Genomic DNA, 24983 nt, shown 5'->3' on the forward strand with positions numbered 1-24983 from the left:
CGGCGTGCCGAAGAGGTCAGACGGGCCGGATCAACCGCAAGCGCCTCGACCTCCGGCCCGCGAAGGATGCTCAGTCCCAGGTCGGTGAGGACGAGGCGCATGCTCGGCGGCAGGGGCCCGTCAGCCCAGCAGTCGCCGCACCACATCCACCAGGTCCTGGCGCACCAGGTCGCCCTTGGTGATGTAGCCGTCCACCCCGGCCGCCAACCCCCGCCGCCGGTCCTCCTCGCCCCCACGGGTGGTGAGGATGACGACCGGGAGCCTCGAATGGACGGGGTGCCCCTTCAGGCGCCGGGCCAGCTCCAGGCCGTTCACCCCCGGCATCTCCAAATCCGTGACGACCAGGTCCACGGAGTGAGCGTCCAGGACCTCCAGGGCCTCCGCGCCATCCGAGGCGATGACGGTGTCGTACCCCACCGCCTCCAGCAGGTTGGCGATGAGCTCCCGGGTGAGGGGCGAGTCGTCCACCACGAGGATGCGGCGCCGCCGGGCCTCGGGGGCGGGCGCCACCGAGGGGGGCGGACGCGGCAGGGCATTGCCATGGTGGGCGCTGGCGGTGAGGAAGGCCGCCGAGAGCACCATGGCCAGGCGCCCATCCGCCAGGGACGTGGCCCCGGTGAGGTGGCCGAAGCGGCCCAGGATGCCCTTCAAGGGGAGGATGGCCTGGACCCGCTCCTCCAGGACGCGGTCCACCACCAGCGCCGCCGCGCCGCTCTGGCTCTTCACCACCAAAGCCAGCTCACCCTCCAGGGCGGGCCGCGAAGGCCCCAGCCCCAGCAGTGATGACAGCGGGGCCAGCGGCAGCACCCGGCCTTCCACCAGGAGCGACGGGCGGCCGGCCACCTCGCACTGGTCCGCCGAGTCCACCTTCAGGGCCCGCGAGACGTGGGTGGCGCTCAGGGCCAGCGTCTCCGTCCCCACCTGGATGAAGAGCAGCGGGGCCACGGTGAGGGAGACGGGGACGCGCAGCTCGAAGATGGTGCCCCAGCCCGGTGCCGACTCCACCCCGACGTCGCCGCCCAGGGCCTGGATGGAGGTGCGGACCGCGTCCAACCCCACGCCCCGGCCCGACAGGTCCGTGACGACGTCCCGCGACGTGAAGCCCGGCAGGAAGATGAGCTCACGGGCCGCGGCGTCCGACAGGGCGTTGGCGGCGCTCTCGTCGAACAGCCCCCGGCGCACGGCCACCTTGCGGAGCTGGACGGGGTCCACGCCCATGCCGTCGTCCTCGACGCGGAGGATGATGCGGTTGCCCTCGCGAGCGGCGCGCAGCGTGAGACAGCCCCGCGGCTTCTTGTCCGCCGTGACGCGGTCCACCCGCGTCTCCAGGCCATGGTCCAGGGCGTTGCGGACCAGGTGCATCAGCGGCTCACGAAGCGCCTCCACCACCGCACGGTCGGCGCGAGTGTCCTCGCCGTCGACGACCAGCTCCACCTCCTTGCCCAGCGCGCGGGACAGGTCGCGCACCATGCGGGGGTAGGGCTCGAAGAGGACGGAGAGCGGCAGCATGCGCAGCGTCTGCACCTCCTCCACCAGCATGCCCAGGTCGCGCAGCTCCGCGTTGGAGAGCAGCTTCGATTCGCGGTGGAGCACCGCGGCCATCTCCTTGGCCGAGCCCAGCCGGGCCGCCAGCGCGGCGCCCGCGGGCCCCAGGTCCTCCGCCTCGCGGGCCAACTGACTCAGCTCACGGGCCAGGGCCAGGCGCCGGGCATTGGCCAGCTCCCGGCGACGCGCCACCTGCGTGAGGTTGGTGACGGCGCTGGTGAGCAGGTCCAGGCTCTCCACGCCGATGCGCACCGCGGTGTCCGGCCGAGGCTCGGGCTGCCGGGGCGCCGTGAGGCCGTTGGCCCCCTTCGCCGTCGGAGCAGAGGACGTCGCCCGGGCTCCCGCTCCGGAGGACGCCGCGGTACCGGGGGCTTGCGGAGAGACGAGGCTCGGCATCGCGCTTCGGCCCGGTGAAGGCGCGTGAGGCCGGCTCCCCTCCGCGACGGGGACCGTCAACAGCCGCCCCGGAGAAGCCACCGGGTTCGGCGGCACGGAGGCGGCTGGGCCACCTGGGGTCCCCACGCCGCCGGCGGCCTCGGGGCTCGCGGTGGCCGCGGGCGCGAGACGTCCAGGCGGCAGCCGCACCGACTCGGAGCGGACGCACTCCTGCAACCACGCGACGAGCCGCTCCACCGAGGGTGGCGGCTCGTCGGCGACCTGCGTCCCGGAGAACACGAGCACGGCGTCCGCCGTGGTCAGCAACGCATCCGTGGACACGGGTGAGAGCGCGTAGCGAAGGGGCTCCGTGCAGCGGACCAGCTCCTCCATCTCGTGCACCAGCGCGTTGACGTCATCGAAGCCCATCATCCGGGCTTCACCCTTCAAGCCGTGCAGCTCCCGCAGCACCCCCCGCCCCGCCTCCGCGCTGGCGCCGGACTCCAGCTCCATCAAGGACCGGGTGATGCGCTCCAGGCGCACCGTCACCAGGTCCCGGAACTGCCTGAGCAGGCGCGCGCTCGGGGTCACCCGCCCTCCTCCCCCAGCGGCTCCTGCCCAATCTGGAAGCGCTCCACCACGCCCTGCAGGTCCCTGGCGAGCACGAGCAGGTCCGTGTTCGCCGTCGTCACCTGCTTGGTGGCGTTGAGGCTCTGCTGGGTGATGCGGAGGATGTCCGCCATCGTGTCGGCGAGCTGGTCGGTGCCCAGTTGCTGCTGCTGCGTGGCCAGGGAGATGCTGCGCACCGCGTAGGACGTCTGTCCGGCCAGGTCGACAATCTGCCGCAGCGACTCGGACACCTGCTGCGCCAGCGTGGTGCCCGTCTCCACCGCGCGCACGCCGCCCTCGGTGGCGGACACCGCGGCGGCGGAGGCCTCGCGCACCTCCTCGATGAGGCCCTCAATCTCCTTCGTGGACTCCAGCACGTTCTCCGCCAGGCGCCGCATCTCCGCGGCCACCAGCGAGAAGCCCCGGCCCACCTCACTGGCCTTGGTGCCCTCCAGCTCGGCGTTGAGCGCCAGCAGCTCCGACTTGTCGGCGACGCCGTTGATGAACTCGACGATTTTGCCAATCTGCTGAACGCGCTTGTTGAGCCGCACCACGGCGGAGGAGATGGCGTTGTTGTCCTGACGCATGCGCGCCATGGAGCCCAGGAAGTCCTCCGCGCTCCCCTGCCCCTGCTGCGCCGCGCCCAGCGTGCGCTGGGCGATCTCCGCCACCGAGCCGGCGTTCTCCGCGATCTGCCGCGCCGAACGCGCCAGCTCCTCCGTGGTGGCGCTCGTCTCGTCCAGCGAGCTGGCCTGCTCCGTCGCGCCCGCCTCGTAGCGTCCCGACGTGGTGAGAATCTCCTCCGTGGTCGCCGAAATCTGCGCGCCCGCCCGCTGCAGTTGCGACATCACGTCCGCCAGGTGCGCGCGCATGGTGGTGAACGCCGCGGACACGTCCCAGACCTCGTCCTCCGCGGGCACCACGCGCGGGCTGGCCAGGTCGCCCTCGGCGATGCGCTTCGCCTCGCGCGACAGCTCCCGGAGGGGCCGCCCCAGCATGGTGCCGCCCAGGTAGGCGGCCGTCAGCGCCAGCGCGAAGACGAGCAGCACCAGGCCTCCTCCCTGCATCAGCGCATCGACCCGGAGCTCCTGCGCCAACACCAGCTGACGGCTGACGTCCCGCTCCGCCATGAGCCGGGTGAAGATGTGGTTGCTCAGCGCCGACGCGAGCTGCGCGGACAGCACCGCGGGCGTCACCACCGCCACGAAGGCGAAGGCCACCAGCCGCGCGCGAAGCTCCGCGCGCCGGGGCATGGCCTCGATGAGCTGCGCGTGCGTCATGCCCAGCTCCGCCAGCCACAGCACCACCTTGCGCGAACGAAGCACGACGAGGCAGTACACGAGCAGCGCGGTCAGCGGCCCGAAGAGCAGGCCCAGCGCGGCGATGCGCGCGGCCACCGCCACCTCCACGCCCACGCCCAGCCACATGCACCCGCCCAGCGCCAGCGTGGTGACCAGCCACAGGCCCAGCGAGCCCAGGAAGGCCTCGTCCGGCGCGCGCGTCACCTCCGCCACCGCCGACGCCAGCGTCTGGGGCGTGGTGGGCACGTCCCCGCGCTCCAGCCCGCGCAGGGTGCGCTGCCGTCCCAGGGACACGGCGGCCCCCGACACCAGCGCCGTCACACAGAGCGCGCCGCCCAGGATGCCCAGCACGTCCATCCGGCCCGCCAGCGGCTCGGCCAGGGTCAGCGAGGCGAAGCGCAGGCTGAGGGCCGCGCCCACCAGGTTGGCCAGCGGAACGGGCGCCATGAGGTGCCGGCTGAAGGAGGCCCGCCTGGGACCCTTCTGCGCGCTCACGCGTCACCTCCCGGCCCGACATTGAAGCGCTCCACCGCGTCTTTCAAATCACGCGCCAGGGTGGACAGGTCGCCGTTGGCCGCCGCCATCTGCTTGGTGGCCGCGAAGTTCTGCTCGGTGACGCGGAGGATGTCGCCCATGGCGGCCGCGAGCTGGTCCGTCCCCGTCTGCTGCTGCTGCGTGGCCAGGGAGATGCTGCGCACCGCGTGGGACGTCTGCCGGGCCAGCTCCAGGATGAGGCTCAGGCTTTCGTCCACCTGCGCGGCCAGCACCGTGCCCGCGTCCGTCGTCTTCAGCCCCGCCTCGGTGGCCATGACGGCGGCGTGCGTCGCGTCGCGAATCTCCGCGATGAGCTGCTCAATCGCCTTGGTGGAGCGGATGACGTTCTCCGCCAGGCGCCGCATCTCCGCGGCCACCAGTGAGAAGCCCCGGCCCACCTCGCCCGCCTTGGTGCCCTCCAGCTCCGCGTTGAGCGCCAGCAGGTCGGACTTGTCGGCGATCTCATTGATGAACTCCACCACCTTGCCAATCTGCTGCACGCGCTTGTTGAGCCGCACCACCGCGTCCGCGATGGCCTGGTTGTCCTCCTTCATGCGCTGCATCGCGCCCAGGAAGGCGGCGGCGCCTCGCTGTCCCGTCTGCGCGGCGGCGAAGGTCGTCTCCGCGATGGCGGACACCGACTCCGCGTTGCCGGCGATCTGCTGCGCCGAGCGCGCCAGCTCCTCCGTGGTGGCGCTCGTCACGTTGAGCGACGCGGACTGCTCATCCGCGCCGGACTCCTGCTCACCGGACGTGGCCACCAGCTGCTCGGTGGTGGTGGAAATCTGGAGGCCCGCGCGCCGCAGCTGCGCCAGCGCCTGTCCCAGCTGCGTCTGCATCTGCGCGAAGGCGGCGGAGGTGGCCCACACCTCGTCCTCCGCGGCGATGATGCGCGGCGGGCGGAAGTCGCCCTGGGCGATGCGCGTGGCGTCCTCGGTGATGGAGCGCAGCGGCTCGGCGATGACGGCGCCGCCCACGTAGGCCGTCATCATCACCAGCACCGCGACCAGCCCGGCCACCGCGAGCCCGCGCGTCTCACTGGCCCGCCCCGCCACCTCGCGCTGGACGGGGTCCGGCGCGCCCACCATCGCGTCCACCGCGTCCATCGCCCGCGTCACCGACGCGTCGAGGATGAAGAAGGACGGACTGAGCACGGCGATGGCCGTGAAGAGCACCATCCGCCGGCGGATGTGCAGGCGGCGCGGCGGCGCGGTGGCCACCACCTCCAGCGGAGACAGGCCCTGGGCCGCCACCCGCTCCACCGCCTTGCGGGCGCGGCGAGCCACCATCAAATAGACGAACAGCGCGCTCAGCGGCCCCAGGAACAGGCCCATCAGCGCCAGCCGCATCCCCAGCATCCACGTCCCGCCCACCAGCGGGACGAAGACGAGCGCCACGCCCAGCGAGGCGAGCAGCCAGCACTGGAGGACGAAGGCGAAGCTGCGCTCCGGGAAGGAGCGCGCCTCCAGCAGCGCCTTGAGCAGGGCCTCGTGCGTGGACGGCAGCCGCCCTTCGCCCAGCGCATACAGCACCCGCAGCGCGCGCCGGCCGTGCACGCCGGTGAACCAGAGCGCCAGCGACAGCGCCACGCCCACCAGCAGCAGGAAGGGCCCCCAGGTGCCCTCGGGCACCGTGTCGGTGAGCTGGCAGTGCAGCAGCACCAGCGCCGTGCCCAGGGAGCTGCCCAACAACGCGGGACGCGCGGTCCACCGCGCCAGGCCCCTCAAACCCACGGGCACCGTCATGCGCCCTCCCCTGAATGCCCGCGCAGGAAGCGCTCGAAGTCCGCCAGGCCCACCAGGGGCCACAGCGCCCCTCGCGCCATCACGAAGCCCTGGAGGCTGCCGCCCGACGCGCGCACCGCCACCGGCGGCGCGGACAGCACCCGGTGCGGCTCGGCGTCGATTTCCAATGCGTCCACGCCCACCGCCCCGCCCGAGGCGGACACCAGCACCCGGGCGGCCCCCGCCGTCTCATGGAAGGCCCGGCGCGCGGAGGCCGCCGCGTGCCCGGCGGGCGACGCGATGGAGGCCACCTCGTGCGCATGGAAGGCGAGCCGGTGGGGACCGGCATGGCACAGGAGCATTCCCCGGACGTGGCCCGGCGGCTCCATGCCTCAGGTTCCCTGACTGAGGTGGTCGAAGAGCCCTTCCGGGTCGATGACGGCCACGTCCCGGGGGCCGCTCTTGGCGGGGCCGCGCAGGTGGACGTGGACGCCCGTGGGGCCCAGGGGCTCCAGCGCGCCCGTCACCGGGGAGACGCCGGCCACCGTACTGGCCGTGAGGGCCAGGGTCCCTCGTGGCAGGCGCACCAGCACCGCCCTCCGGGAACCCTGACTGACGCCGCCCACCAGCAGGCCCATGTCCACGACGGGGATGACTTCCCCCCGGTGCGCGAACACGCCCAGCAGGTGGGCTGGAGCGCCGGGCACCCGCGTGAGCTCGGGGAAGGTGACCACCTCCACCGCGCTCTCCGCGGGCACCGCATACCAGCTGCTGCCACAGGCGAAGACGAGATAGGACTGACGCGCTTCAGGCTCTTGGACGGCCATCACCCGCGCAGCCTACCTCAGACTAGCGCTGGAACTCGACGCGGCGGTTCTCGGACCACGCGTCTTCGGACGACGCGGTGTTCACCGGGCGGTTCTCACCATAACCCACAGTGCCCAGCTGGCTGGCCGGGACGCCCAGGTCCGTCAGGTAGCGCTTGACGGACGCCGCGCGGCGGTTGGAGAGCTGGAGGTTGTACTCCTCGGTGCCGCGCTCGTCGGCGTGGCCCGCCAGGGTGACGCGGCCCGGCGCGCTCTTCAGGCACTGGGCCAGGTCGGACAGCCGCTGCTGCGCGTCCGCGGACAGGCCGGACTCGTTGAAGCCGAACGGCACGGGGCTCCAGTCGCAGCGGTCCGCGGAGGCCGTCACGCACTGGCCGGCCTGGCACTCCTCGCCCTCGCCGCAGTCAGCGCTGGACGCGCAGGTGTTCTCGGGGGCCTGGCAACGGCCGGACTCACACTTGCCGCCGCCGGGGCACTGGGTGTCCTCCTGGCACTGGGCCTCGGCGCACTTGCCGGCCTCGCAGATGCGGCCGCTGCCACAGGCGCTGTCGGTGGTGCACTCAGGCGGCTTGGGGGCACACTTGTTCGCCTGGCAGGTGAACCCCTCCTGGCAGTTGGCGTCGGTGGCGCACTCCTGGCACTGGCCCTGGACGCAAACCTCGCCCTTCTCCGCGCAGTGCTCGTCCTCGTTGCACTTCGGATAGGAAGGGGTGCAGCCGCCCATGATGGCGACGGCGAGGGAGAGCCCCGCCAATAGGGAAATCTGACGCATTATTTCCTCCAGAATTCTGTAGTCGAAAACGCGCCCGCGCCCGCGGGGTAGTGGGTGGCGTGTAGTCTCAGTGGCGGGGGTGAGTCAAAACATTTGTCCCTCCCTGGACACCTCCCCGGCCGCCGAAACCCTTGAATGTCCAAATATTTTCCGTGAGATTGTCACGATTGACCCGCGTGTGGCGCGCCCCATGGCCCGCCTCGGGGAAAGCCCGTCATGCCCGCCTCCGTCCTCATCGTCGATGACGAGAAGAACATCCTCCTCACCCTGAGCCAGTCGCTCCAACTGGCGGGGTACCAGACGCACCTGGCCAACAGCGGGCAGGTGGCCCTGGATGTCGTCAGTGCCCGTCCCGTGGACGCGGTGCTGATGGACGTGAAGATGCCGGACATGGACGGCCTCACGGCCCTGGCGAAGCTGACCGAGCTGAAGCCGGAGCTGCCCGTCATCATGATGTCCGGGCACGGCACCATCGACACCGCGGTGAAGGCGACCCAACTGGGAGCCAGGGATTTCCTGGAAAAGCCAATTGCCCGGGAGCGACTGCTGGTGGCGCTGCGCAACGTGCTCAAGCACCAGGCGGCCATGGCGGAGCTCCAGGAGCTGCGGGCGCAGTTGGGCCGCTACGACATGGTGGGCAGCGGGCCGGCCATGCAGCGCATCTTCTCGCTCATCCAGCGCACGGCGCCGTCCGAGGGCCGGGTGCTGATTACGGGGGAGAATGGGACGGGCAAGGAGCTCATCGCGCGGGCGCTGCACCAGCACTCGAAGCGCAAGGGGCAGCCGTTCGTGAAGCTCAACTGCGCCGCGGTGCCGCACGAGCTCATCGAGAGCGAGCTGTTCGGCCACGAGAAGGGCGCCTTCACCGGCGCGGTGAGCGTGCGGCGGGGCAAGTTCGAGCTGGCCCACGAGGGCACGCTCTTCCTGGACGAGATTGGCGACATGCCGCAGGCGATGCAGGCCAAGCTGCTGCGCGTGTTGCAGGAGGGCGAGCTGGAGCGCGTGGGCGGCGCGGAGACGCTCAAGGTGGACGTGCGCGTCATCGCGGCGACGAACAAGAACCTGGAGGCGGAGATTGCCGCCGGGCGCTTCCGCGAGGACCTCTACTACCGCATCAACGTGGTGCAGCTTCATTCGCCCCCGCTGCGCGAGCGGCGCGAGGACTTGCCGGACCTCATCAAGACGTTCCTTGACGAGGCCTGCGCGAAGAATGGACGCCGGCCGCTGACGCTGTCCCCCGACGCGCTGGCGGTGATGAGCGCCTACGACTATCCGGGCAACGTGCGCGAGCTGCGCAACCTGGTGGAGCGGCTGGCCATCCTGTGTGAGGGCCCCGTCGTCAGCCGGACGGAAGCGCTGGAGCTGCTGCCCCGGGGCCGGAACGTGCCGCCGCCCGCCCCGGTGGAGCCGCCCGCAAGCCCCCCGCCCCCTCCTGCGTCGGAGGCAGCCGTGGCCCTGGCGTCCAGCACGCCCGCGCCCGCCATCGCCGCCCCGGTGGTGCCAGCGCCTCCCGCGCCCGTGGGCTTCCGGGCTCGCGCGGACCGGACGTTCCGCGAGCAGGTGGAGGACGCGGAGCGGGAGATCATCCAGTACGTGCTTGCCCATACACACGACAACGTGACGGAGGCCGCGCGGCTGCTCGACCTGGAGCGGGGGCACTTCTACAAGAAGATGAAGGCCTTGGGCTTGCGGCGGGGACAGAGCGAATCGTGACTGTCTGACATTCATTCTCCCCGACGACCGGCTCCCTCTCATTCCCACACAGCCCGGGTGGACATCGAGGTGATGCCACCGGCCATGAAAAGGCCCGGAGCCTCGGCGTCTCCACCGCGCTCCGGGCCTCGTTTGAAATTGGCGGCTCAGCTCAGGGTCGCGATGCCCTCGCCCAGCAGGTCCGCCTCGCGGCCCCGGCGTGACGGATAGCGGTCACCGAAGTCCTCCAGGTTGGCCTTCGCGTCGTCCCACCGCTGCTCCGTCACCTGCGCGAAGAAGTTGGGCGTGGCCGTCTTCAGCGAGCCGTACTGGAAGCCCACGGAGGCAATCACCGTCTGCATCTCCCGCGGCAGCTCCGCGAACCTCGGCCGGCTGCCACCGTCCGCGGCGTTCAGGCGGTCGACCTCGGTGTTGTACTCATTGACCACGTTGTCCAGGGCCTCGCCCTTCACCGCCCGGTCCAGCTCCTTGACCTCGTCCGCCGTCAGGTTCAGCGGGTTCTCCGCCAGGAAGTCCGCGGCGTCCTGGCCCTGCTTGCCCAGGTAGGGCTCCAGCTTCGTCTTCAGCGCGTCCGACAGGCCGAGCCGGTCCAGGTCGGCCATGTCCCGCGCGCCCAGGTCCACGCCCGTGCCCACGGTGACGCCGCTCTTGCTGCCCGTCGCGTCCGGGACATAGCCATCCTGTACCGCCCGCCCCTCCTGCTCGGCGATGAAGTCCCAGTCGACGTCAGGCTCCGTCGCGGCGGCAACTCCACCCTCCGCCAGCACAGCCTGGGCTTCGGCCGCCGGTTGCAGCTGCTTCGCCGCATGGGCGGGCCGCGAATCCCAGCCGTCCTTCACCGAATAGCCCTTGGCCTGGTGCTGCTCCGGCTGCCGCGCGTCCTCCCGCCGGTTCGCCTCGTTCCGCACGCCGCGAGCGGAGTCCCCTCCAGACACCCGCGATTCCCGCTGGGAGCTTCTCGAAGACGAAGAGCGATCAATTCCAGTCATGGCAAGTCCTCACTGAGTCCGTGGAAAGTCCACCTACAGTGCGGAGACTGCCACCTACATTCCCCTCCATCAAGCCGCAGTGCGTGATTTCACCTGAATTCAACCTAGACCAGCGATTCGCAACAGAGCTGTCACAGCCGCCACGGAGTGAAGCGAAGAGCCACCGGGCTTCAAGTGACCCACCCACGCGGCGCGTGGGGGCGCTTTCAGGGGCTGAACGCGCCGACGGGACGTGGGAGAGTTCGTGGTGATGAGTACGGGCTCCATCCTTGGCATCGACTTCGGGACCACCAACACCGCCGCGGCCTTCTTCGACAAGGCCGGCAAGCTTCGCGTCGTTCCGGTGACGGACAAGAGCGTCACGCTGCCTTCCGTCGTCTGGTTCCACGCGGCGGACAAGGCCATCGTCGGCCACGCCGCGCGCCGGCAAATCATTGACGACCCGCGCCACACCGTCTTCGGCGCCAAGCGCTTTTTGGGCCGCCGCTTCCAGTCCGAGTACGTCACGCAGCACAAGGACAAGTACGCCTTCGAGCTCGTGGAGGCCGAGGACGGCTACACGGCCGTGACGATGTACGGGAAGCAGACGTCGCTGACGGACGTGGCGCACCTCATCATCCAGCAGATTCTCACGCTGGCGAACCACGCCGCCGGAACGCCCTTCCGCGAGTGCGTGCTCACCGTGCCCGCGCACGCCAGCAGCCGCCAGCGCGCGGCGGTCCGCCACGCCGCGGAGCAGGCCGGGCTCCAGGTGCGCGCCATCGTCAACGAGCCGACGGCGGCGGCGCTCTACTACGCCAACCTGCGCAACCCCGAGCAGACGGTGATGGTGTTCGACCTGGGCGGCGGCACCTTCGACGCCACCCTGCTCGCGGTGCAGAACAAGGTGGTGAAGGTGCTGGCCACCGGCGGTGACGCCTTCCTGGGCGGCGCCAACTTCGACGAGCGCATCGTCGAGATGCTGGTGGACGACTTCCAGCAGAAGCACGGCATCGACCTGCGCGGGAACAAGGTGGTGATGCAGCGGCTCGTCTTCGCCTCCGAGTCCGCGAAGATGTCGCTGAGCCAGCGCGACGCCACGGTGCTCCGCGTGCCGTGCATCGCCCAGAAGGACGGCGGCTTCATCGACTTCGACTACACGCTCACCCGCAAGCGCCTGGAGGAGATGGTCTTCCAGCTCATCGAGCGCACCGCCTCCGCCTGCGACGACGTGCTGGAGCGCGCGCAACTGAAGCCCGAGCAGATTGACGAGCTCGTCCTGGTCGGCGGACAGACGCGCATGCCCGCCATCCGGCAGCGCTTCTCCCACTTCAAGCGCCTGTCCTCCGACAAGGAGGTCCACCCGGAGCTCGGCGTCGCGGTGGGCGCGGCCATCCTCGGCCGGAACCTGGCGCGCGGAATCTCGGGCCTGGCGGACGTGGTGCCCATGCCCATCAGCATCATGGTCCCCGGTGGCGCGCAGCACGAGGTCATCCCCGCCAACACCCCCGTGCCCGCGACGAAGTCCGTGACGCTGGAGCTGCCGATGATTCCCGGGCCGCTCTCCATCGCCCTGTTCGAAGCGCTGGACACCACCACCGTGGACCGCGAGCTGCTGGGCACCGTCCGCGTCGAGCTGGACTGGCGCACCACCCACAAGGGCCCCACCACGCTGGAGCTCCGCATGGGCCAGGACTTCGTGCTCGGCGCCGCGCTCGTCTCGCCTCAGGGCGCCCGGCACCCGCTGGCCATCAGCGACATGCGCGCGCCCAAGCGCTCCGCGTAACGCAGCGTGACTCACGCCGCCGTGCGAGGATGCGCGGACGACCTGGGAGGTCCATGGCATGGTGGGCAAGTCCGCGGTGGGTTTGACGTTGATTCGCGTGGTGTTCGGTCTCTCGCTGGCGCTGGGACACGGCCTGTCCAAGCTCACGGGCGACATGAGCAGGTTCGCGGCGGGCGTGGCGCAGCTCGGCTTCCCGTTCCCGACGTTCTTCGCCTGGTGCGCCACGCTGGCGGAGTTCCTGGGCGGGCTGCTGGTGGCCGTGGGCCTCTTCACGCGCCCGGCGGCGGCGATGGCGGGCTTCACCATGGTGGTGGCGCTCTACCGGCACCGCGCGGACCCCTTCGGCCGCATGGAGCTGGCACTGCTCTACCTCGCCGTCATGGCCGGCATCGCGCTCATCGGCGCGGGGCCGTGGAGCCTCGACGCGAAGGTCCGCCGCCGCGGCTGAGGCGCGCGGCTCAGGCGGCCACGCGCTCCACACACGCCGGGGTGTCGTTCGCCGGGGAGTTCACCACGCGCGACACCTCGTAGACGTCCAGTGACTCCTCGGCGCAGGGCACCAGCAGAGGGAGCAGCACCGAGGCCTCCTGCGGCTCCGGACGCAGCCACACCTCCTGGGCCGCCGGCTCAAGGATGACGGGCATCCGGTCATGGATGGGCGCCATCAGCGCGTTGGGGCCGGTGGTGATGAGGGTGCAGGTGTTGAGCACCTCGCCCGTGTCGGGCGCGGTCCACGCCTCCCACAGCCCCGCGAGCGTCAGGAGCTGCCCGTCCTTGCGGTGGAAGTGGAACGGCGTCTTCGGCTTCGTGGACTGCTTCCACTCGTACCAGCCATCCACCACGACGAGGCACCGGCGCCGCTTGAGCGCGGAGCGGAAGCTGGGCTTCTCCGCCACCGTTTCGCCTCGGGCGTTGATGAGCTTGTTGCCAATGGCGGGGTCCTTCGCCCACGACGGGACCAGGCCCCAGCGGAAGGCATCCAGCATCCGCGCGCCATCATTGGTCACCACGGGCATCAACTGCGTGGGGCAGAGATTGAAGCGCGGGCGCTCCACGGCGGTACGGATGCCCGCGAGGCCCAGCCCGGTGACAATCTGCTCAGGAGAGGTTCGAACGGTGACACGGCCACACATGGGCAGGAAGTATCGCCCTGGCGGGCCGAATGCCCAAGAAGACGCCTTGCCGGTACAGCCGAACAGGCGGGGGCCGCTGCGGTAGCATGGGCGGCATGAGCGACGGACCCAAGAAGAACCCGAAGGTGTTTGGTGTTCCGGTGAAGATAGACCCGTACACGTCGGTCCGGCCCGAACACCCCACCGGCGAGTACGGGATGCCGACCACGAAGAAGAAGGATGACAAGCCCTTCGACCCCTTCGCCGTCGTCATCGAGTCACCCAAAGGCGGCGGCTGAGTAACGGAATCAGAAGCCTGCCGCCTGTCCGCTGGACTACAACGGGCGGGCCATGAACCGGACTTCACTGCTTTCCCTCTGTGTTGCCGCCTCGCTCGTCGCTTGCACCGAGCGCACCTCCAGCCCCGCCGCCGGAGTCGACTCCGGTGCCGCCGCCGCGCCTGTCATTCCTGCCGCACCGGGCAAGGGACAGACACCCTCCCCCGCCCCGAGCACGGAGCCCCAGGGCGCGGGCAGCTCGGATGCCGCGGTGCCGGGTTCGGCAACGGCGGGAGCCGCCAATGCCGACTCGGGCGTCGGCGAGTACACGGGAGCGCCGGCCGCGGAGAAGGGCACCTGCTCAGCGGCGAACTTGTCTCCGCGCGTGGCGCCAGCCGCTCCGGCGTTGCCAGCGCCCGTGGAGTCGATGCGTCAGCGCATCATCGCCGCGTCGGTGGCCTGTGATTACACGGCGCTCAACACCCTGGCGGACGAGAATGGCAAGGCCGTGCGGTTCACTTTCGGCGACGGCACCGACGCGGGAGAGTACTGGCGTGCAGCGGAGAAGCTGGGCAACCCGGAGCTGGCGCGCATCGTCAAGGTCCTGAACCTGCCGTACGCGAAGCAGGACAACCTCTACTTCTGGCCTGCCGTCCACGTCACTGGCGCGACTTCCGACAAGGACTGGGGCGCGCTCAAGGGCGTCTACCCGGACGAGGAAATCGAGGGGATGAAGGACCAGGGCAGCTACCTTGGCCTGCGCGTGGGTATCACCCCCGAAGGCGACTGGCAGATTGCCGTCGCGGGGGACTGATTCCGCCTGTCTTGCTTCTGATGCCTCTTCACATCCACCTCTCAAGGGGGTTATCCCCCAGAGAGGCGTCTCAAGAAGTCATGGAGCGAAGGAACAGTTACCCGCCAGCAGCTTCACTCTGCACGGAGAGGGAGACCGCCCACCCCCTGCGCGCACCCCGGCGGCCCCTCACCAGGACCTGGGCGCTGGAGCACACCCCTGGGCTGGATTCAGCGGCCTGAGCCCCGAAGGAGGAGGGCGGTGAGGAAGAAGCAGGTTGAGCCGCTCAGTGGGACGTGGCGGTGTTCGACTCCAGGCCGCCATCCTCGGCGGCGACCACAGTAATCAGAATCGTGGCTATTGCGGTGCCATCCGGCGCGTGCGGCTCCTCCATCGAGGTCGCCAGCATGATTTTCAGATTGCTCGGCCCCACACGCCACGAGCGCATGGTTCCGCCAGCAAGGCAGGCGACTCCATTACAGGCGCAGTCTGCTCCAGAACCACGTTGCCGCAGCACGGCGGAGAAGTCCCTGGACAGCGAGTTGAAGAGATCGCAGGTCCAGAACGCGGGGCCCTGCATTCTCCAGAGGAGAACGCTCCTGATGGTCCCGTTCTGCCAGAGATTGACTTCCACCGGCCGAGCGACATCATGCCCAAGGCACTGGTATGCGCGGTCGCCATATTTGATGCAATTGGCAGGTAGTTCTGTGGTTGGGACATCAGGGCGGACGATGCCTTGCTTCATCCTAAAACCGCCGTCCACGAGCCGGGACAGCAAGCCTCGACTGAAGCCCTCGGTCCGCTGAGCACGAGAACCAGCACAGGCTACCATTACGAGGGCGAACACCAAGGTCAAGAAACGTCCCTGCATCACTTGCTCCCCGCGATCTCTACCGCGCACGCCTCGATCGCCTTGTAGTATCTGTCGTGTCCCTGGATGTGCGGAGTGCCGATGGGCCACGAACCGCAGAGGTGAGCCGCCTCATGCAGCACCGACTGCGCCGTCCCTGGACAGCCAAACTTCGGATTCTTCTCCCGGATCGTAGCGCAGTAGTTCTCGGGGTCCGCCTGGCCACAGGGATGTGAGCCCTCACCGCTATCGCCGCAGGCAGGCAGCTTGTCCTTCTTCGTGCAGAAGATCGTGAACACGGAATCGCTGTTCACGAGCTTGATGATCCTGGCGTTCTCGAGAATCGTCTTGCAGTGACCAGCGGGAAGGCCCTGCCGAATCTTGTTCCGCAGCTTCTCAATGGTCTTCAGGGCGTCGGCCGAGCAGGATGCCTTGTCGCCCTCCAAGTCCAAACCCGTGGAGTCGGAGAAGATGATCGGGTTGTTGCCCGCATACGCATACGTCGACATCAAGCGCCCCAAGCCGACCTGAAGGGCGACGTACAACGGCTTCTGAAGCATCGGCTCTGGCTGGAGGTACCGACCGATACTTGGGTCGTCCGAGACCAACCTGCACTCTGCGGCCAGTAGTGGGAAGGCACGACTTTATAGCTCGTACCCGTCGGACAGCCCGTGGAATTCTCGCTATCTACCCAGCACGGTCCATGCGCTTCGAGCGTTCGCCTCTCGGGAGCGGGCGTCATGTCTCCTTCGGTCCGTGCCGCAAAATAGAAGGTGCCACGAACGCGGGGCTCATCGGTCCAACATCCTGTACTGGCGTTGAAAACGCGTGTCCATCCCAATTCCAGGACCGCGGCGACGCGTGAGACACCTAGCATATAGCAGTCACCTTACGTCCTTTCCCTCCAGACGGCATCAGCAGGCTATCGCGCTCTGTAAAAGAGGCGACCATCCGATGATTCGAACAAACGGATGATGGATTACACCGCTGCATCATTTGAAAACTTCAACGTTGACTGGACGGGCCTGAACGGATGCGCCGAACCACTAACCTCTCAGAAGTCGCTCCAAGCACGCAACCCTGTCCCTGAAAGAGCGCCTCGTCGCCCCAAACGCCTCGACAACGCCGCAACATCAAAACAGAAGCCAATCCGCCCTGGGCACAAAAGAACAGCGCATGCTCGCCGGGGCACCCTTTTGGGAAGGCAACGTCACGTCTACTACGTCGGCAGCTTGATGCCTGACAGCCGCTGGAACAACTCCACGGCGAAGCCGTCCGTCATGCCGGAGATGTAGTCCGTCACGCACAGCAATCGCTGGTACTTCGACAGCCGGGCCACCGCCTCGGTGATGGCCTCATCCCGGGACGAGGGCTCTTCCGCCGTGTCCCGGGCGTGCTCCGGACGTTGGAAGAGGTCCAGTGGCAGCAATTGCCGCAGCTTCTTCTCCTCGCGGTTCGGCGTGTCGGTGACGACCGCCATCGCGAACATGTCCAGCAGCCCGCCCAGCGTCTTGAAGCCCGCGCTCTCAATCTGGAGCACGCGCTCGCTCTCATAGCCGTAGCGCCGCGTGAGGTGGCGGATGGCCTTCAACGGCTTCGCCACGTCGTCATATGCAGCGGCCAACGGCGTCTCCCACTTCCCCTCCTCCATCGCCACTACGTTATCCAGGAACACCTTCACACACGCCTGGATGAGCTCGCCAATGGCCCGCGCTCGCGCCTGCGCCAGCCGTGTCTCCGGATGCGACGGCGGCGGGCGCACGGGCCCCTTCACCGGCCGAGGCAGCACCGCGTCCAGCAGCTCACACGCATCCTTGATGGGAATCAGCCCCAGCTTCGCCGAGTCCTCCAGGTCGATGACCGCGTAGCAGATGTCATCCGCCGCCTCGACGAGGAACGCCAGCGGATGCCGGGAGAACACACCGAGTTCACGCTCCACCAACCCCACCGCGCGGTACGCCTCCAGCGCCAGGGCCTCATCGTCCTGGAAGTAACCGAACTTCTTCTCAGACACGCGCGCCCTGTCTCGCTCCCGCCCGCCCGGCAGCACCGACGCGCGCGGGTACTTGCTCATCGCCCCCAGCGTCGCCGCCGTGTAGCGCAGGCCGCCCCGCCGCTCGCGCGACTGGAGCCGGTTGAGGATGCGGAAGCCTTGCGCATTGCCCTCGAAGGACTCCAGGTCCTTCCACTGCGCCATCGTCTCGAACGGACTCGGCCGTCCATCTGGAGGCACCAGTCGCTGTGACACCCAATGCTGGATGGCCGCCTCGCCCGAGTGTCCGAAGGGCGGATTGCCAATGTCATGCGCCAGGCAGGCCGCCGCGACGATGGTGCCCAGATGGGAGGGATTCACCTTCACGTCACGCGCCAGCAACCCACGCCCCGCGAGCGCGCCCAGCGAGCGCCCGACACAGGAAGCCTCGATGCTGTGAGTCAAGCGCGTGCGCGTGTAGTCGCTCGTGGACAGCGGAAACACCTGCGTCTTGTCGTGCAGGCAGCGGAACTCCGCGGAGAAGACGATGCGGTCATAGTCCCGGTCGTAGTCAGTCCGCTCGTCCTGGAGCAGCGCGTCCATGTCACTCAGGACGGACGCCGGCTCTTCCACCGGCTTCTTCTCCGAGCCCACCCGGTAACCTGAAAGTAGCCGCCGCCAACACTCGGTTCGCCTGCTGCTGCTCACGCCTGCCTCGCTGTGCGAAGGGACCCGGGGTGGCATGCTGCTCCCCTCACGCACCGAGGCAAGTTTTACCAGCCGGGCGGACGGGCCCCCGTCACCCGTCACATGAGACACCGCGCCGCTGGACGAAGGCGCGGCCCCCGGGCAGCCTCCCGCCCGGCGAACACCGCCACGCTAACGGAGGCGTCCTCACGTATGAAGCTCAAGGCCCTGTGCATCACCGTGTCGCTACTCACCCTTCCCGGCGTGGCCTCCGCGCAGGGAGGGTTCGGCTCCCTCACCAAGGCCGCGGGCAATGCCGGCAAGTCCGCCGTGGAGAAGCGCGTCAACACCAAGCTGATGGACGAGGGCCGGCAGAACCAGTGCAGCTTCAAGACGGGCACCGCCACGCTCGAAGCCGGCTGCGACGCCAAGCTCAAGAAGCTGACCAACGCGCTCGTCGACGCCAAGAAGCAGCTCGTCGCCGCCGGCCTGAAGTCCTACAAGTTCGAGGTCTCCGGCCACACCGACTCCACCGGTGACGCGGCCAAGAACAAGAAGCTCAGCGAGCAGCGCGCGGAGACCATCGTCAAGGAGCTCATCGCGCGCGGCATCCCCCGGAACGAAATCATCGCCGTGGGCTTCGGCTCCGAGAAGCCGCTGGTGAAGCCCGACGACACCGCCGCCAAGAAGGCGAAGAACCGCCGCTACGAGCTCCAGGTCCGGCTGTAGCGCTCAGTTCGCGCGGGTCCCCACGGCCACGGACACCGCGGGCGCGTCCACCTCTTCCCGCGGCGCCGTCCGGGCCGCGGGAATGAAGGTCATCGCGCGCTCGGCCAGCGCTGTAATCGTGAGTGATGGATTGACGCCCGGATTGGCGGAGATGGCGGAGCCGTCCACCACGTACAACCCCTCATGGCCGAACACGCGGTGCCGCGAGTCGATGACCCCCGTCTCCGCCGAGTCACCCATGCAGCAGCCGCCCAGGATGTGCGCCGTCGTCGGGATGCCGAGCAACGTCTCACTGACGATGGTCATCGGATAGCCGTCCAGCTTGTCCGCCACGCGCCGGGCCAGGTCGAAGGCCTCCGGCATGTTGGCGCTCGGCGCCGGGCCCTCCTGGAGCGCCGTGCTCAACCCCAGCCGCCGCGAGCGCTTCATGCGCAGGTGCCCCTCCAGGGTGCGCATGTAGAGCAGAATCATCGTCCGCCGCGCGAAGTCCGGGACGAACCACGCCTTGAGGAAGCGCAGCGGATGCCGGACCAGCAGGCCCACCAGCCGCGCGAAGCGCTGGAGCATCGTGGCGCCAGACACCTGCGGCGCCATCAGCAACCGGAAGAAGCCCGAGCCCGCCGAGTAGCGCACCGGCTCCAGGTGGGACTGGGCATCGGTGTGCAGGATGGAGCCGATGGCGATGCCCCGTGACAAATCCTGCTCCTTGCGGCCGCTCACCACCCCCACGAGCGCCTCGGAGTTGGTGCGCACGCCGTCTCCCAGCCGGTCCGACAGGCGCGGCAGTCCGTCCGGGCGCGCCTTCAACTTGAGCAGCAGGTCCAGGGTGCCCAGCACCCCCCCCGCGAAGACGACCTGCTTCGCGGTGAAGCGCACCTTCTTCCGGAAGAAGCGCCGCGCCCCTTGGAGCGCTTCGACTTCGTAGCCCCCTTCCGGCAGCGGCCGCACCCAGGTGACTTCGGTGTCCGCGTGCAGCCAGAGGCCGCGCCGCTCCGCCAGGTGGAGGTAGTTCTTGTCGAGCGTGTTCTTGGCGTTGAAGCGACACCCCAGCATGCACCCGCCACACGCGTTGCAGCCCGTCCGGTCCGGTCCCGCACCGTTGAAGTACGGGTCCTTCACGGTGACACCCGGCTCGCCGAAGTACACGGCCACGGTGGTGGGTTGGAAGTCCGTGCGACCCAGGTCCGCGCCCACCTCCTGGAGCACCTGGTCCGGCACGGTGCGCAGCGGATTCGGCGTGGCCCCCAGCATCCTCCGCGCGGTGGTGTAGTGCGGCGCCAGTTCCTCCTTCCACGCGGCGAGGTGCCCCCACGAGGTGGCCTGGAAGAAGTCGTCCCGGGGGATGGGGAGCGTGTTGGCGTACACCAGCGAGCCGCCGCCCACGCCCACGCCCGACAGCACGGTGACGTGACGGAAGAACGTCATCTCGAACAGGCCCCGCCACCCCAGCAGGGGCTTCCAGAACCAGCGCTTCAGCTCCCAGTTCGTCTTCGGGAAGTCCGGGGCGCGCAAGCGCCGCCCCTTCTCCAGCACCACGACGCGGTAGCCCTTCTCCGTCAGCCGGAGCGCGCTGACGCTGCCGCCGAACCCCGAGCCGATGATGAGCCAGTCGCAGTCCATGGCCGTCCTGCCTCCCCTCTGACACCACTCTACGACAAAGAGATGCGTCAGCCCGGCGCGGAGATTCAGGCGGTGCGTGGAACGAAGCGCCTGCCTGCCCAGCCCGGCTTCACTCCAGGTATGTCTTCTTTCCAACACTCCAAGCCACCCGCAGAAAGCCTTTATTTCTCGAAAAGCAGAGGCTCCTCCCCGCAGCCCGACCCCCGTGCTGCAACGCAATGCCGTGCCCCTGGAGGAGCAATGCGGATGAAGACCTGGATGCCGGTCTCGCTGTTGCTGCTGAGTGCCCCGCTGGCCCTTGCCGAGCCGCTCAAGGCAAAGCCAGCTGACAAGACTGTCTGGATTGCGATTGGCACGGACGCCATCGCGCCCATGCAGGAGACCTTCGCGGCCGAAGGCTGGAACGTGCCCACCGCCCTCAAGCAGCAGGAGCACGCGGGCGTGTTCCAGATGAAGGAGTCCCAGCTGTCGCGGCTGGCGGTGATGATGCATGAGAAGTTCGACCGGTGCGCCGGCTTCATCACCTACGAGACGCAGGAGGAGGCACTGGCGTCCCTTGCGCCCGTGTCCCCCACGGCGACCCAGAAGGCCGTCAGCTACACCCTGACCAACGCGGCGACCGTGAACTCGCTGATGGGCGCGCTGTCGGCCACGAACATCCGCACCACCATCGCCGAGCTGTCCGCCTTCCCCACGCGCAGCCAGACCTCTCAAGGTGGCGTGGACGCCGCGGCCATGCTCCTGACGAAGTGGCGGGGCTATGTCACCAGCGCGGGGCGCACGGACGTCACCGTGGAGTATTACCCGCACACCGGCTGGCGGCAGCCCTCGGTCATCCTCACCATCCCCGGCACCACGCTGCCCAACGAGGTCGTCGTGGTGGGCGGCCACCTGGACTCCATCAGCTCCACCAGCGCCGCCCCCGGCGCCGACGACGACGCGTCCGGCATCGCGACGTTCACCGAGGTCATCCGCGCCGCCATGGCCCGCGGCTACCGACCCCAGCGCACGGTGAAGTTCATGGCCTACGCCGCGGAGGAGACGGGCCTGCGCGGCTCACGTGAAATCGCCCTCTGGCACAAGAACAACAACATCAACGTCGTGGGGGTGATGCAGCTCGACATGACGAACTTCAAGCACCCCAACGCCACCTCGGATGTGGGCATCGTCACCGACAACACCAACTCCGCCCAGAACCAGTTCATCCGAAACCTGATAACGACGTACGTCGGCGTGCCGTTCACCAATACGACGTGCGGCTACGGGTGCTCGGACCACGCCTCCTGGCACAACCAGGGCTTCGCGGCCTCCATCCCCTTCGAGGGGACCGTCGTCCAGAAGAACCCCAACATCCACACCTCCAGGGACACCGTGGCGAACTCCGACAGCACCGCCGCGCACGCGCTCAAGTTCTCCAAGATTGCCGCCGCCTACGTCTCCGAGCTGGCCAAGGGCGGCATGCAGTAGCCCCTGAAAGCCCAGGGGCCCCGGCGCGAGACCTGCGCCGGGGCTCCCGGCGGCGCTACGTGTCCGCCAGCATGAACGCGATGCGATTCGAGCGGGCGGAGGAGGGATAGCCCCCCGCCGTCGCCGCGGTGATGTAGCCGGCGAGGTTGGGGAACACGTACTCGCGCTCGGCGGCTGTTGACAGGCCCAGCCAGTGCGCCAGCGAATGGGCGTACTGGTCCACCGACAGGGTGGGAATCCAGCGGCCGCGCGAGTCCGTGGTGTCCAGGTTGTTCACGCCGTTGGAGGCCAGGTCCAGGTCCGGGTACGTGCCGTACAGCCGGCCGCCCTGGACGCGCTCGCCAAGGACGATGGCGTGGCCGCCCCAGGCGTGGTCCGTGCCCCGGTCCGAGTTCTCCACCATCGTCCGGCTGAAGTCGCTCATGGTGAAGAGCGTGGCCTGCGGCGGGGTGGCGCCAAAGGCCCCCGACGAGCGCAGCAGCGCCACCGCCCGGTAGAAGGCGTCCAGCGCGAAGTCGAGCTGGGTGAGCAGCGAGTCGTGCGTCGGCGGCTGCCCCACGTGCGTGTCGAAGCCGCCCAGGCCCACAGAGAACTCCTGGCGCCTCAGGCCCAGGCCGCCCAGGGCCGTGGCCGTCGCCCCCGCGACGAGGTCCCGCAGCACCTGGTAGAGCTGCGTGAGCAGCGTCCAGTTGGTGCCGCCCGTGGGCGGGACGAACAGCGCGTCGATGGCGACACGCGTGGCTTCCGGGAGCGAGGCCCACGCCGCCTCGCGCGCCGCGGCGCGGGCCGTGGCGAAGGTCTGCGCCTGCGTGAAGATGCCGCCGTAGGACGCCTCCAGGGTGACGCCGTTCGTGTGCCCCATCACGTCGGCGAGCGCCTGCGTCTGGAGCGCGTTGAAGTCGGCGTCGGACGTCTGGCGGAACGCGAGCGTGCCGCTGGGCGACACCATCATCGGCTGGCGCACGGCCCCCGCGGCGAACAGCGGCTTGCCTCCGAAGGAGACCACCTCCGGATACTCACCCGGGTTGAGGCCGTGAAGCTTGTCCGCCGTCCGCCCGCCCCACCCCGTCGTCTTGCCGACCAGTTCGAAGGGCACCGGCGCGGTGGAGGGATTGGCGATGGCGCTGGCCCACGCGTCCTGCTGGTCGCTGTGGGAGTACAGGTTGTCCGGCCGGGCGGCGGTGCCCTGGGTGTAGTCCGCCTTGCGCATGGGGACCACCAGCGGCCCCACGTTGCACACGAGCGCGGCGCGCTGCTGGCCGAACAGCGCCTGCACCTTCTTGAGCGCGGGGTGCAGCCCGTAGGAGTTGGCGGCCAGCCCCGCCGGGCTGATGGGCAGCAGGTCCGCCTTGGGGATGCCGATGTTCGGCCGCGCCGCGCTGTACTGCGCGTAGGGCGTGGCGCCGAGCGGCACCAGGAGGTTGTTGGCGTCATTGCCTCCCAGCAGGAACACGCTGACGGCGGCGCGGTAGCCCGCGTAGCCACCGAGGGTGGCGGCTTCGGCCTCGCCCACCAGCCAGCGAGGCAGCGCGGACGACGCGGCGAGCAGGCCCAGTCCGCTGGACGTACCACGAAGAAACTGTCGTCTCGAGAAGGACATGGGCTACCTCTGGACCTGGAACTCGGGGGAGAGCGACGTGAGATAGACGGCCAGCTTCCGCTTGCGCGTCGCGTTCCCCGCGCGTGAATCGGTGATGGCGTTGAAGACGGTGAGCTGGAGGTCCGAGGACATCGTATGGTGGAGCCAGTAGCGGCCCAGCCACACCGTCAGGTCATTCGAGTCCGCCGGGAGCGCGCTCACGTCCACCAGGACGCCCGCGTTGGCCGGCGTGGTCGAATACAGCAGCTCATGCACGAAGTTGGCGCGCGCCGTGATGGTGGCCGTGTCGAGGATGGCGAACTCGGGACCGAGCAGGCCGTTGCCCCCCGGCACGGGCGCGTTGGGCGGGTAGTAGCTGAAGACGGACGGCGGCCGGGGCACGGCCTGGCCCATGGCGCTGCTCCAGGAAGCCAGCTTCGCGCCCGGGTCCTTGGTGCCGCCCACCGTGTCCAGCGTGCCGTTGAGCCAGCGAACCAGGGTGGTGACGAACAGCGCCGGCGGGCGCAGGTGGCCGTAGCTGGCGTGCTGCGCCAGCGGGACCTGGGGACCGCGCGCGTCGACGTCCTCCAGAATCGCGCGGACCACGGCGCGCAAGTCGCCGCGTACGCCGCTGCCATTGTCCTTGAAGACGTTCACCACGCGCCGGACATAGGCCGGACGCGGGTTGCTGGTGACCAGGTGCTGGATGAGCTGCTTGCAGATGAACGGCGGCACGTTCGGGTCCGCGAAGACGTTGTCCAGCGCCTGCTTCAGGTGCGCCGCCGCGCCGCCGCCGGCCGTGGTGGACACGCCGCGCAGCAGCACGCGCGACGTCGAGTCGTGATTCACGTTGCAGCCAATCATCTTCTGCGCGTAGCTGGCCGGGTTCGAGCGCCCCACCGTCGGGCAGCCGGTGGCGCTGGCATACGTCCACCCGGAGAGCGCATGGGCGAAGGCCTGGACGTGCGCCTCCGTGTACGCGGGAATCGGCGCGCCCTGCGCGTCCACCTTCTCCGTGCCGTCATCGTTGAGCTTGTGGAGCCCCAGCGTGAAGAGCTGGAGCATCTCCCGCGCGTAGTTCTCATTGGGCGCGACGGGCTGGCCGTTCGTCTTGAAGGCCTTGTTGTTCGCCATGTCCAGGTACGTGCCCATGGCGGGGTCCAGCGTCATCGCCTCCAGCAACGTGCGGAAGTTGCCGAAGGCATTCGTGGACAGCCGGTTGAGATAGCCGGCCATGGCCAGCTTCGGCTCCGACTCCGGCGTGGACATCAGGTTGGGGATGCCCGACTGCGAGACGACGAAAATCTGGCTCAGCGCGAACGCCACGCGCTGCCGCAGCTGGTCCTTCCCCTGGATGGCGTTCGTGAAGAACTGGGAGCCGATGTCCCGCGTCTCCAGCGCGCCGCTGTAGGTGGAGCGGGGGGCGCTGAGCTGCGCGGTGATGGCGTCGGTGATGCCCTGCGCCACCACATACTCCACCGAGTCGATGGGCAGGGGGCTCGCTCCGGCCGCGAGCTTCGGTCCGAAGGTGGCCTGTTCGAGGAAGCGGATGGCATTCGCCTCGGAGGGAGTGTCCAGTGGCTCGGCGGCCTGCGCCTGCTGGCCGAGCACTTCGCTCTCCACGACCTCCGGGGGACTGTCTTCCGGTGCGCACGCGGTCGTCGCGCACACGGCGATGGCTAGGGTGAGGCGTCGAATCATGGGGGACGTTCTCCTGGCGAGGCGGCGGCTTCGGGCAGCAC

The 24983-nt window shown here is 69.2% G+C and carries 21 protein-coding genes; 7 read left to right on the top strand and 14 right to left on the bottom strand.

Annotated elements, in window-relative coordinates:
- Nucleotides 1–120: 120 nt before the first annotated feature.
- The 6 genes from KGD87_RS15455 to KGD87_RS15480 are packed head-to-tail and all read right to left on the bottom strand — an operon-like array spanning nucleotide 121 to nucleotide 7687.
- Nucleotides 121–2511, bottom strand: a complete 2391-nt coding sequence (locus tag KGD87_RS15455) for a hybrid sensor histidine kinase/response regulator (protein ID WP_284668178.1) — start codon at nucleotides 2509–2511, stop codon at nucleotides 121–123.
- Complete coding sequence (locus KGD87_RS15460) at nucleotides 2508–4325, bottom strand: methyl-accepting chemotaxis protein (protein WP_284668179.1); 1818 nt, start codon at nucleotides 4323–4325, stop codon at nucleotides 2508–2510. Before KGD87_RS15460 ends, KGD87_RS15455 begins: the two co-directional genes overlap by 4 nt.
- Nucleotides 4322–6109 carry a methyl-accepting chemotaxis protein gene (locus tag KGD87_RS15465; RefSeq protein WP_284668180.1) on the bottom strand — a complete coding sequence of 596 codons (1788 nt, stop codon included), beginning with the start codon at nucleotides 6107–6109 and terminating at the stop codon, nucleotides 4322–4324. The genes KGD87_RS15460 and KGD87_RS15465 overlap by 4 nt, the downstream gene beginning before the upstream one ends.
- A complete protein-coding gene (locus KGD87_RS15470) occupies nucleotides 6106–6477 on the bottom strand; it encodes a protein CrdC (RefSeq protein WP_284668181.1) in 372 nt (123 codons plus the stop codon). Before KGD87_RS15470 ends, KGD87_RS15465 begins: the two co-directional genes overlap by 4 nt.
- A 3-nt stretch (nucleotides 6478–6480) precedes the next feature.
- The gene (locus KGD87_RS15475) at nucleotides 6481–6915 is read right to left on the bottom strand and encodes a chemotaxis protein CheW (RefSeq protein ID WP_284668182.1); all 435 of its coding nucleotides are present in this window, start codon (nucleotides 6913–6915) and stop codon (nucleotides 6481–6483) included.
- 22 nt (nucleotides 6916–6937) lie between these two features.
- On the bottom strand, nucleotides 6938–7687 hold the full coding sequence (locus KGD87_RS15480) for an OmpA family protein (RefSeq protein WP_284668183.1): 750 nt from the start codon (nucleotides 7685–7687) through the stop codon (nucleotides 6938–6940).
- Between the two features lie 216 nt (nucleotides 7688–7903).
- On the opposite strand from KGD87_RS15480, the gene KGD87_RS15485 reads away from it, so the two are divergent.
- On the top strand, nucleotides 7904–9400 hold the full coding sequence (locus tag KGD87_RS15485) for a sigma-54-dependent transcriptional regulator (protein WP_284668184.1): 1497 nt from the start codon (nucleotides 7904–7906) through the stop codon (nucleotides 9398–9400).
- 146 nt (nucleotides 9401–9546) lie between these two features.
- Here KGD87_RS15485 and KGD87_RS15490 read toward each other — a convergent pair whose 3' ends face one another.
- Nucleotides 9547–10308 (bottom strand): pesticin C-terminus-like muramidase, encoded by a 762-nt coding sequence (locus KGD87_RS15490; protein WP_284668185.1) that lies wholly within the window; start codon nucleotides 10306–10308, stop codon nucleotides 9547–9549.
- 331 nt (nucleotides 10309–10639) lie between these two features.
- Here KGD87_RS15490 and KGD87_RS15495 point away from each other — a divergent pair, with 331 nt between their 5' ends.
- Nucleotides 10640–12154, top strand: coding sequence for an Hsp70 family protein (locus KGD87_RS15495; RefSeq protein WP_284668186.1), 1515 nt, complete (start codon nucleotides 10640–10642; stop codon nucleotides 12152–12154).
- 58 nt (nucleotides 12155–12212) lie between these two features.
- A complete protein-coding gene (locus KGD87_RS15500) occupies nucleotides 12213–12602 on the top strand; it encodes a DoxX family protein (RefSeq protein ID WP_284668187.1) in 390 nt (129 codons plus the stop codon).
- A gap of 10 nt (nucleotides 12603–12612) precedes the next feature.
- Here KGD87_RS15500 and KGD87_RS15505 read toward each other — a convergent pair whose 3' ends face one another.
- Nucleotides 12613–13287, bottom strand: a complete 675-nt coding sequence (locus KGD87_RS15505) for an SOS response-associated peptidase (RefSeq protein ID WP_284668188.1) — start codon at nucleotides 13285–13287, stop codon at nucleotides 12613–12615.
- Between the two features lie 95 nt (nucleotides 13288–13382).
- On the opposite strand from KGD87_RS15505, the gene KGD87_RS15510 reads away from it, so the two are divergent.
- On the top strand, nucleotides 13383–13565 hold the full coding sequence (locus KGD87_RS15510) for a hypothetical protein (RefSeq protein ID WP_284668189.1): 183 nt from the start codon (nucleotides 13383–13385) through the stop codon (nucleotides 13563–13565).
- Between the two features lie 52 nt (nucleotides 13566–13617).
- Nucleotides 13618–14358, top strand: a complete 741-nt coding sequence (locus tag KGD87_RS15515) for a hypothetical protein (RefSeq protein ID WP_284668190.1) — start codon at nucleotides 13618–13620, stop codon at nucleotides 14356–14358.
- Between the two features lie 265 nt (nucleotides 14359–14623).
- On the opposite strand, the gene KGD87_RS15520 is transcribed toward KGD87_RS15515, so the two are convergent.
- The 3 genes from KGD87_RS15520 to dgt form a co-directional block, all read right to left on the bottom strand.
- Nucleotides 14624–15082 carry a hypothetical protein gene (locus KGD87_RS15520; protein ID WP_284668191.1) on the bottom strand — a complete coding sequence of 153 codons (459 nt, stop codon included), beginning with the start codon at nucleotides 15080–15082 and terminating at the stop codon, nucleotides 14624–14626.
- A 125-nt stretch (nucleotides 15083–15207) separates the two neighbouring features.
- Nucleotides 15208–15795 carry an RHS repeat-associated core domain-containing protein gene (locus tag KGD87_RS15525; protein ID WP_284668192.1) on the bottom strand — a complete coding sequence of 196 codons (588 nt, stop codon included), beginning with the start codon at nucleotides 15793–15795 and terminating at the stop codon, nucleotides 15208–15210.
- A 611-nt stretch (nucleotides 15796–16406) separates the two neighbouring features.
- Entirely contained in the window at nucleotides 16407–17813 is a 1407-nt protein-coding gene (dgt, locus tag KGD87_RS15530; protein ID WP_284668193.1) for a dGTP triphosphohydrolase, read from the bottom strand.
- Nucleotides 17814–18059: 246 nt separating this feature from the next.
- Here dgt and KGD87_RS15535 point away from each other — a divergent pair, with 246 nt between their 5' ends.
- Complete coding sequence (locus KGD87_RS15535; protein WP_176419201.1) at nucleotides 18060–18575, top strand: OmpA family protein; 516 nt, start codon at nucleotides 18060–18062, stop codon at nucleotides 18573–18575.
- 3 nt (nucleotides 18576–18578) lie between these two features.
- On the opposite strand, the gene KGD87_RS15540 is transcribed toward KGD87_RS15535, so the two are convergent.
- Complete coding sequence (locus KGD87_RS15540) at nucleotides 18579–20195, bottom strand: GMC family oxidoreductase (protein ID WP_284668194.1); 1617 nt, start codon at nucleotides 20193–20195, stop codon at nucleotides 18579–18581.
- Between the two features lie 246 nt (nucleotides 20196–20441).
- On the opposite strand from KGD87_RS15540, the gene KGD87_RS15545 reads away from it, so the two are divergent.
- Nucleotides 20442–21662, top strand: a complete 1221-nt coding sequence (locus KGD87_RS15545) for a M20/M25/M40 family metallo-hydrolase (protein WP_284668195.1) — start codon at nucleotides 20442–20444, stop codon at nucleotides 21660–21662.
- Nucleotides 21663–21717: 55 nt separating this feature from the next.
- Here the strand turns inward: KGD87_RS15545 and KGD87_RS15550 are convergent, their stop codons facing one another.
- Nucleotides 21718–23262, bottom strand: a complete 1545-nt coding sequence (locus KGD87_RS15550) for a DUF1501 domain-containing protein (protein ID WP_284668196.1) — start codon at nucleotides 23260–23262, stop codon at nucleotides 21718–21720.
- 3 nt (nucleotides 23263–23265) lie between these two features.
- On the bottom strand, nucleotides 23266–24942 hold the full coding sequence (locus tag KGD87_RS15555; protein WP_284668197.1) for a DUF1800 domain-containing protein: 1677 nt from the start codon (nucleotides 24940–24942) through the stop codon (nucleotides 23266–23268).
- Nucleotides 24943–24983 lie beyond the last annotated feature (41 nt).

This window comes from Myxococcus sp. SDU36 (genome assembly GCF_030168875.1).
Taxonomy (GTDB): domain Bacteria; phylum Myxococcota; class Myxococcia; order Myxococcales; family Myxococcaceae; genus Myxococcus; species Myxococcus vastator.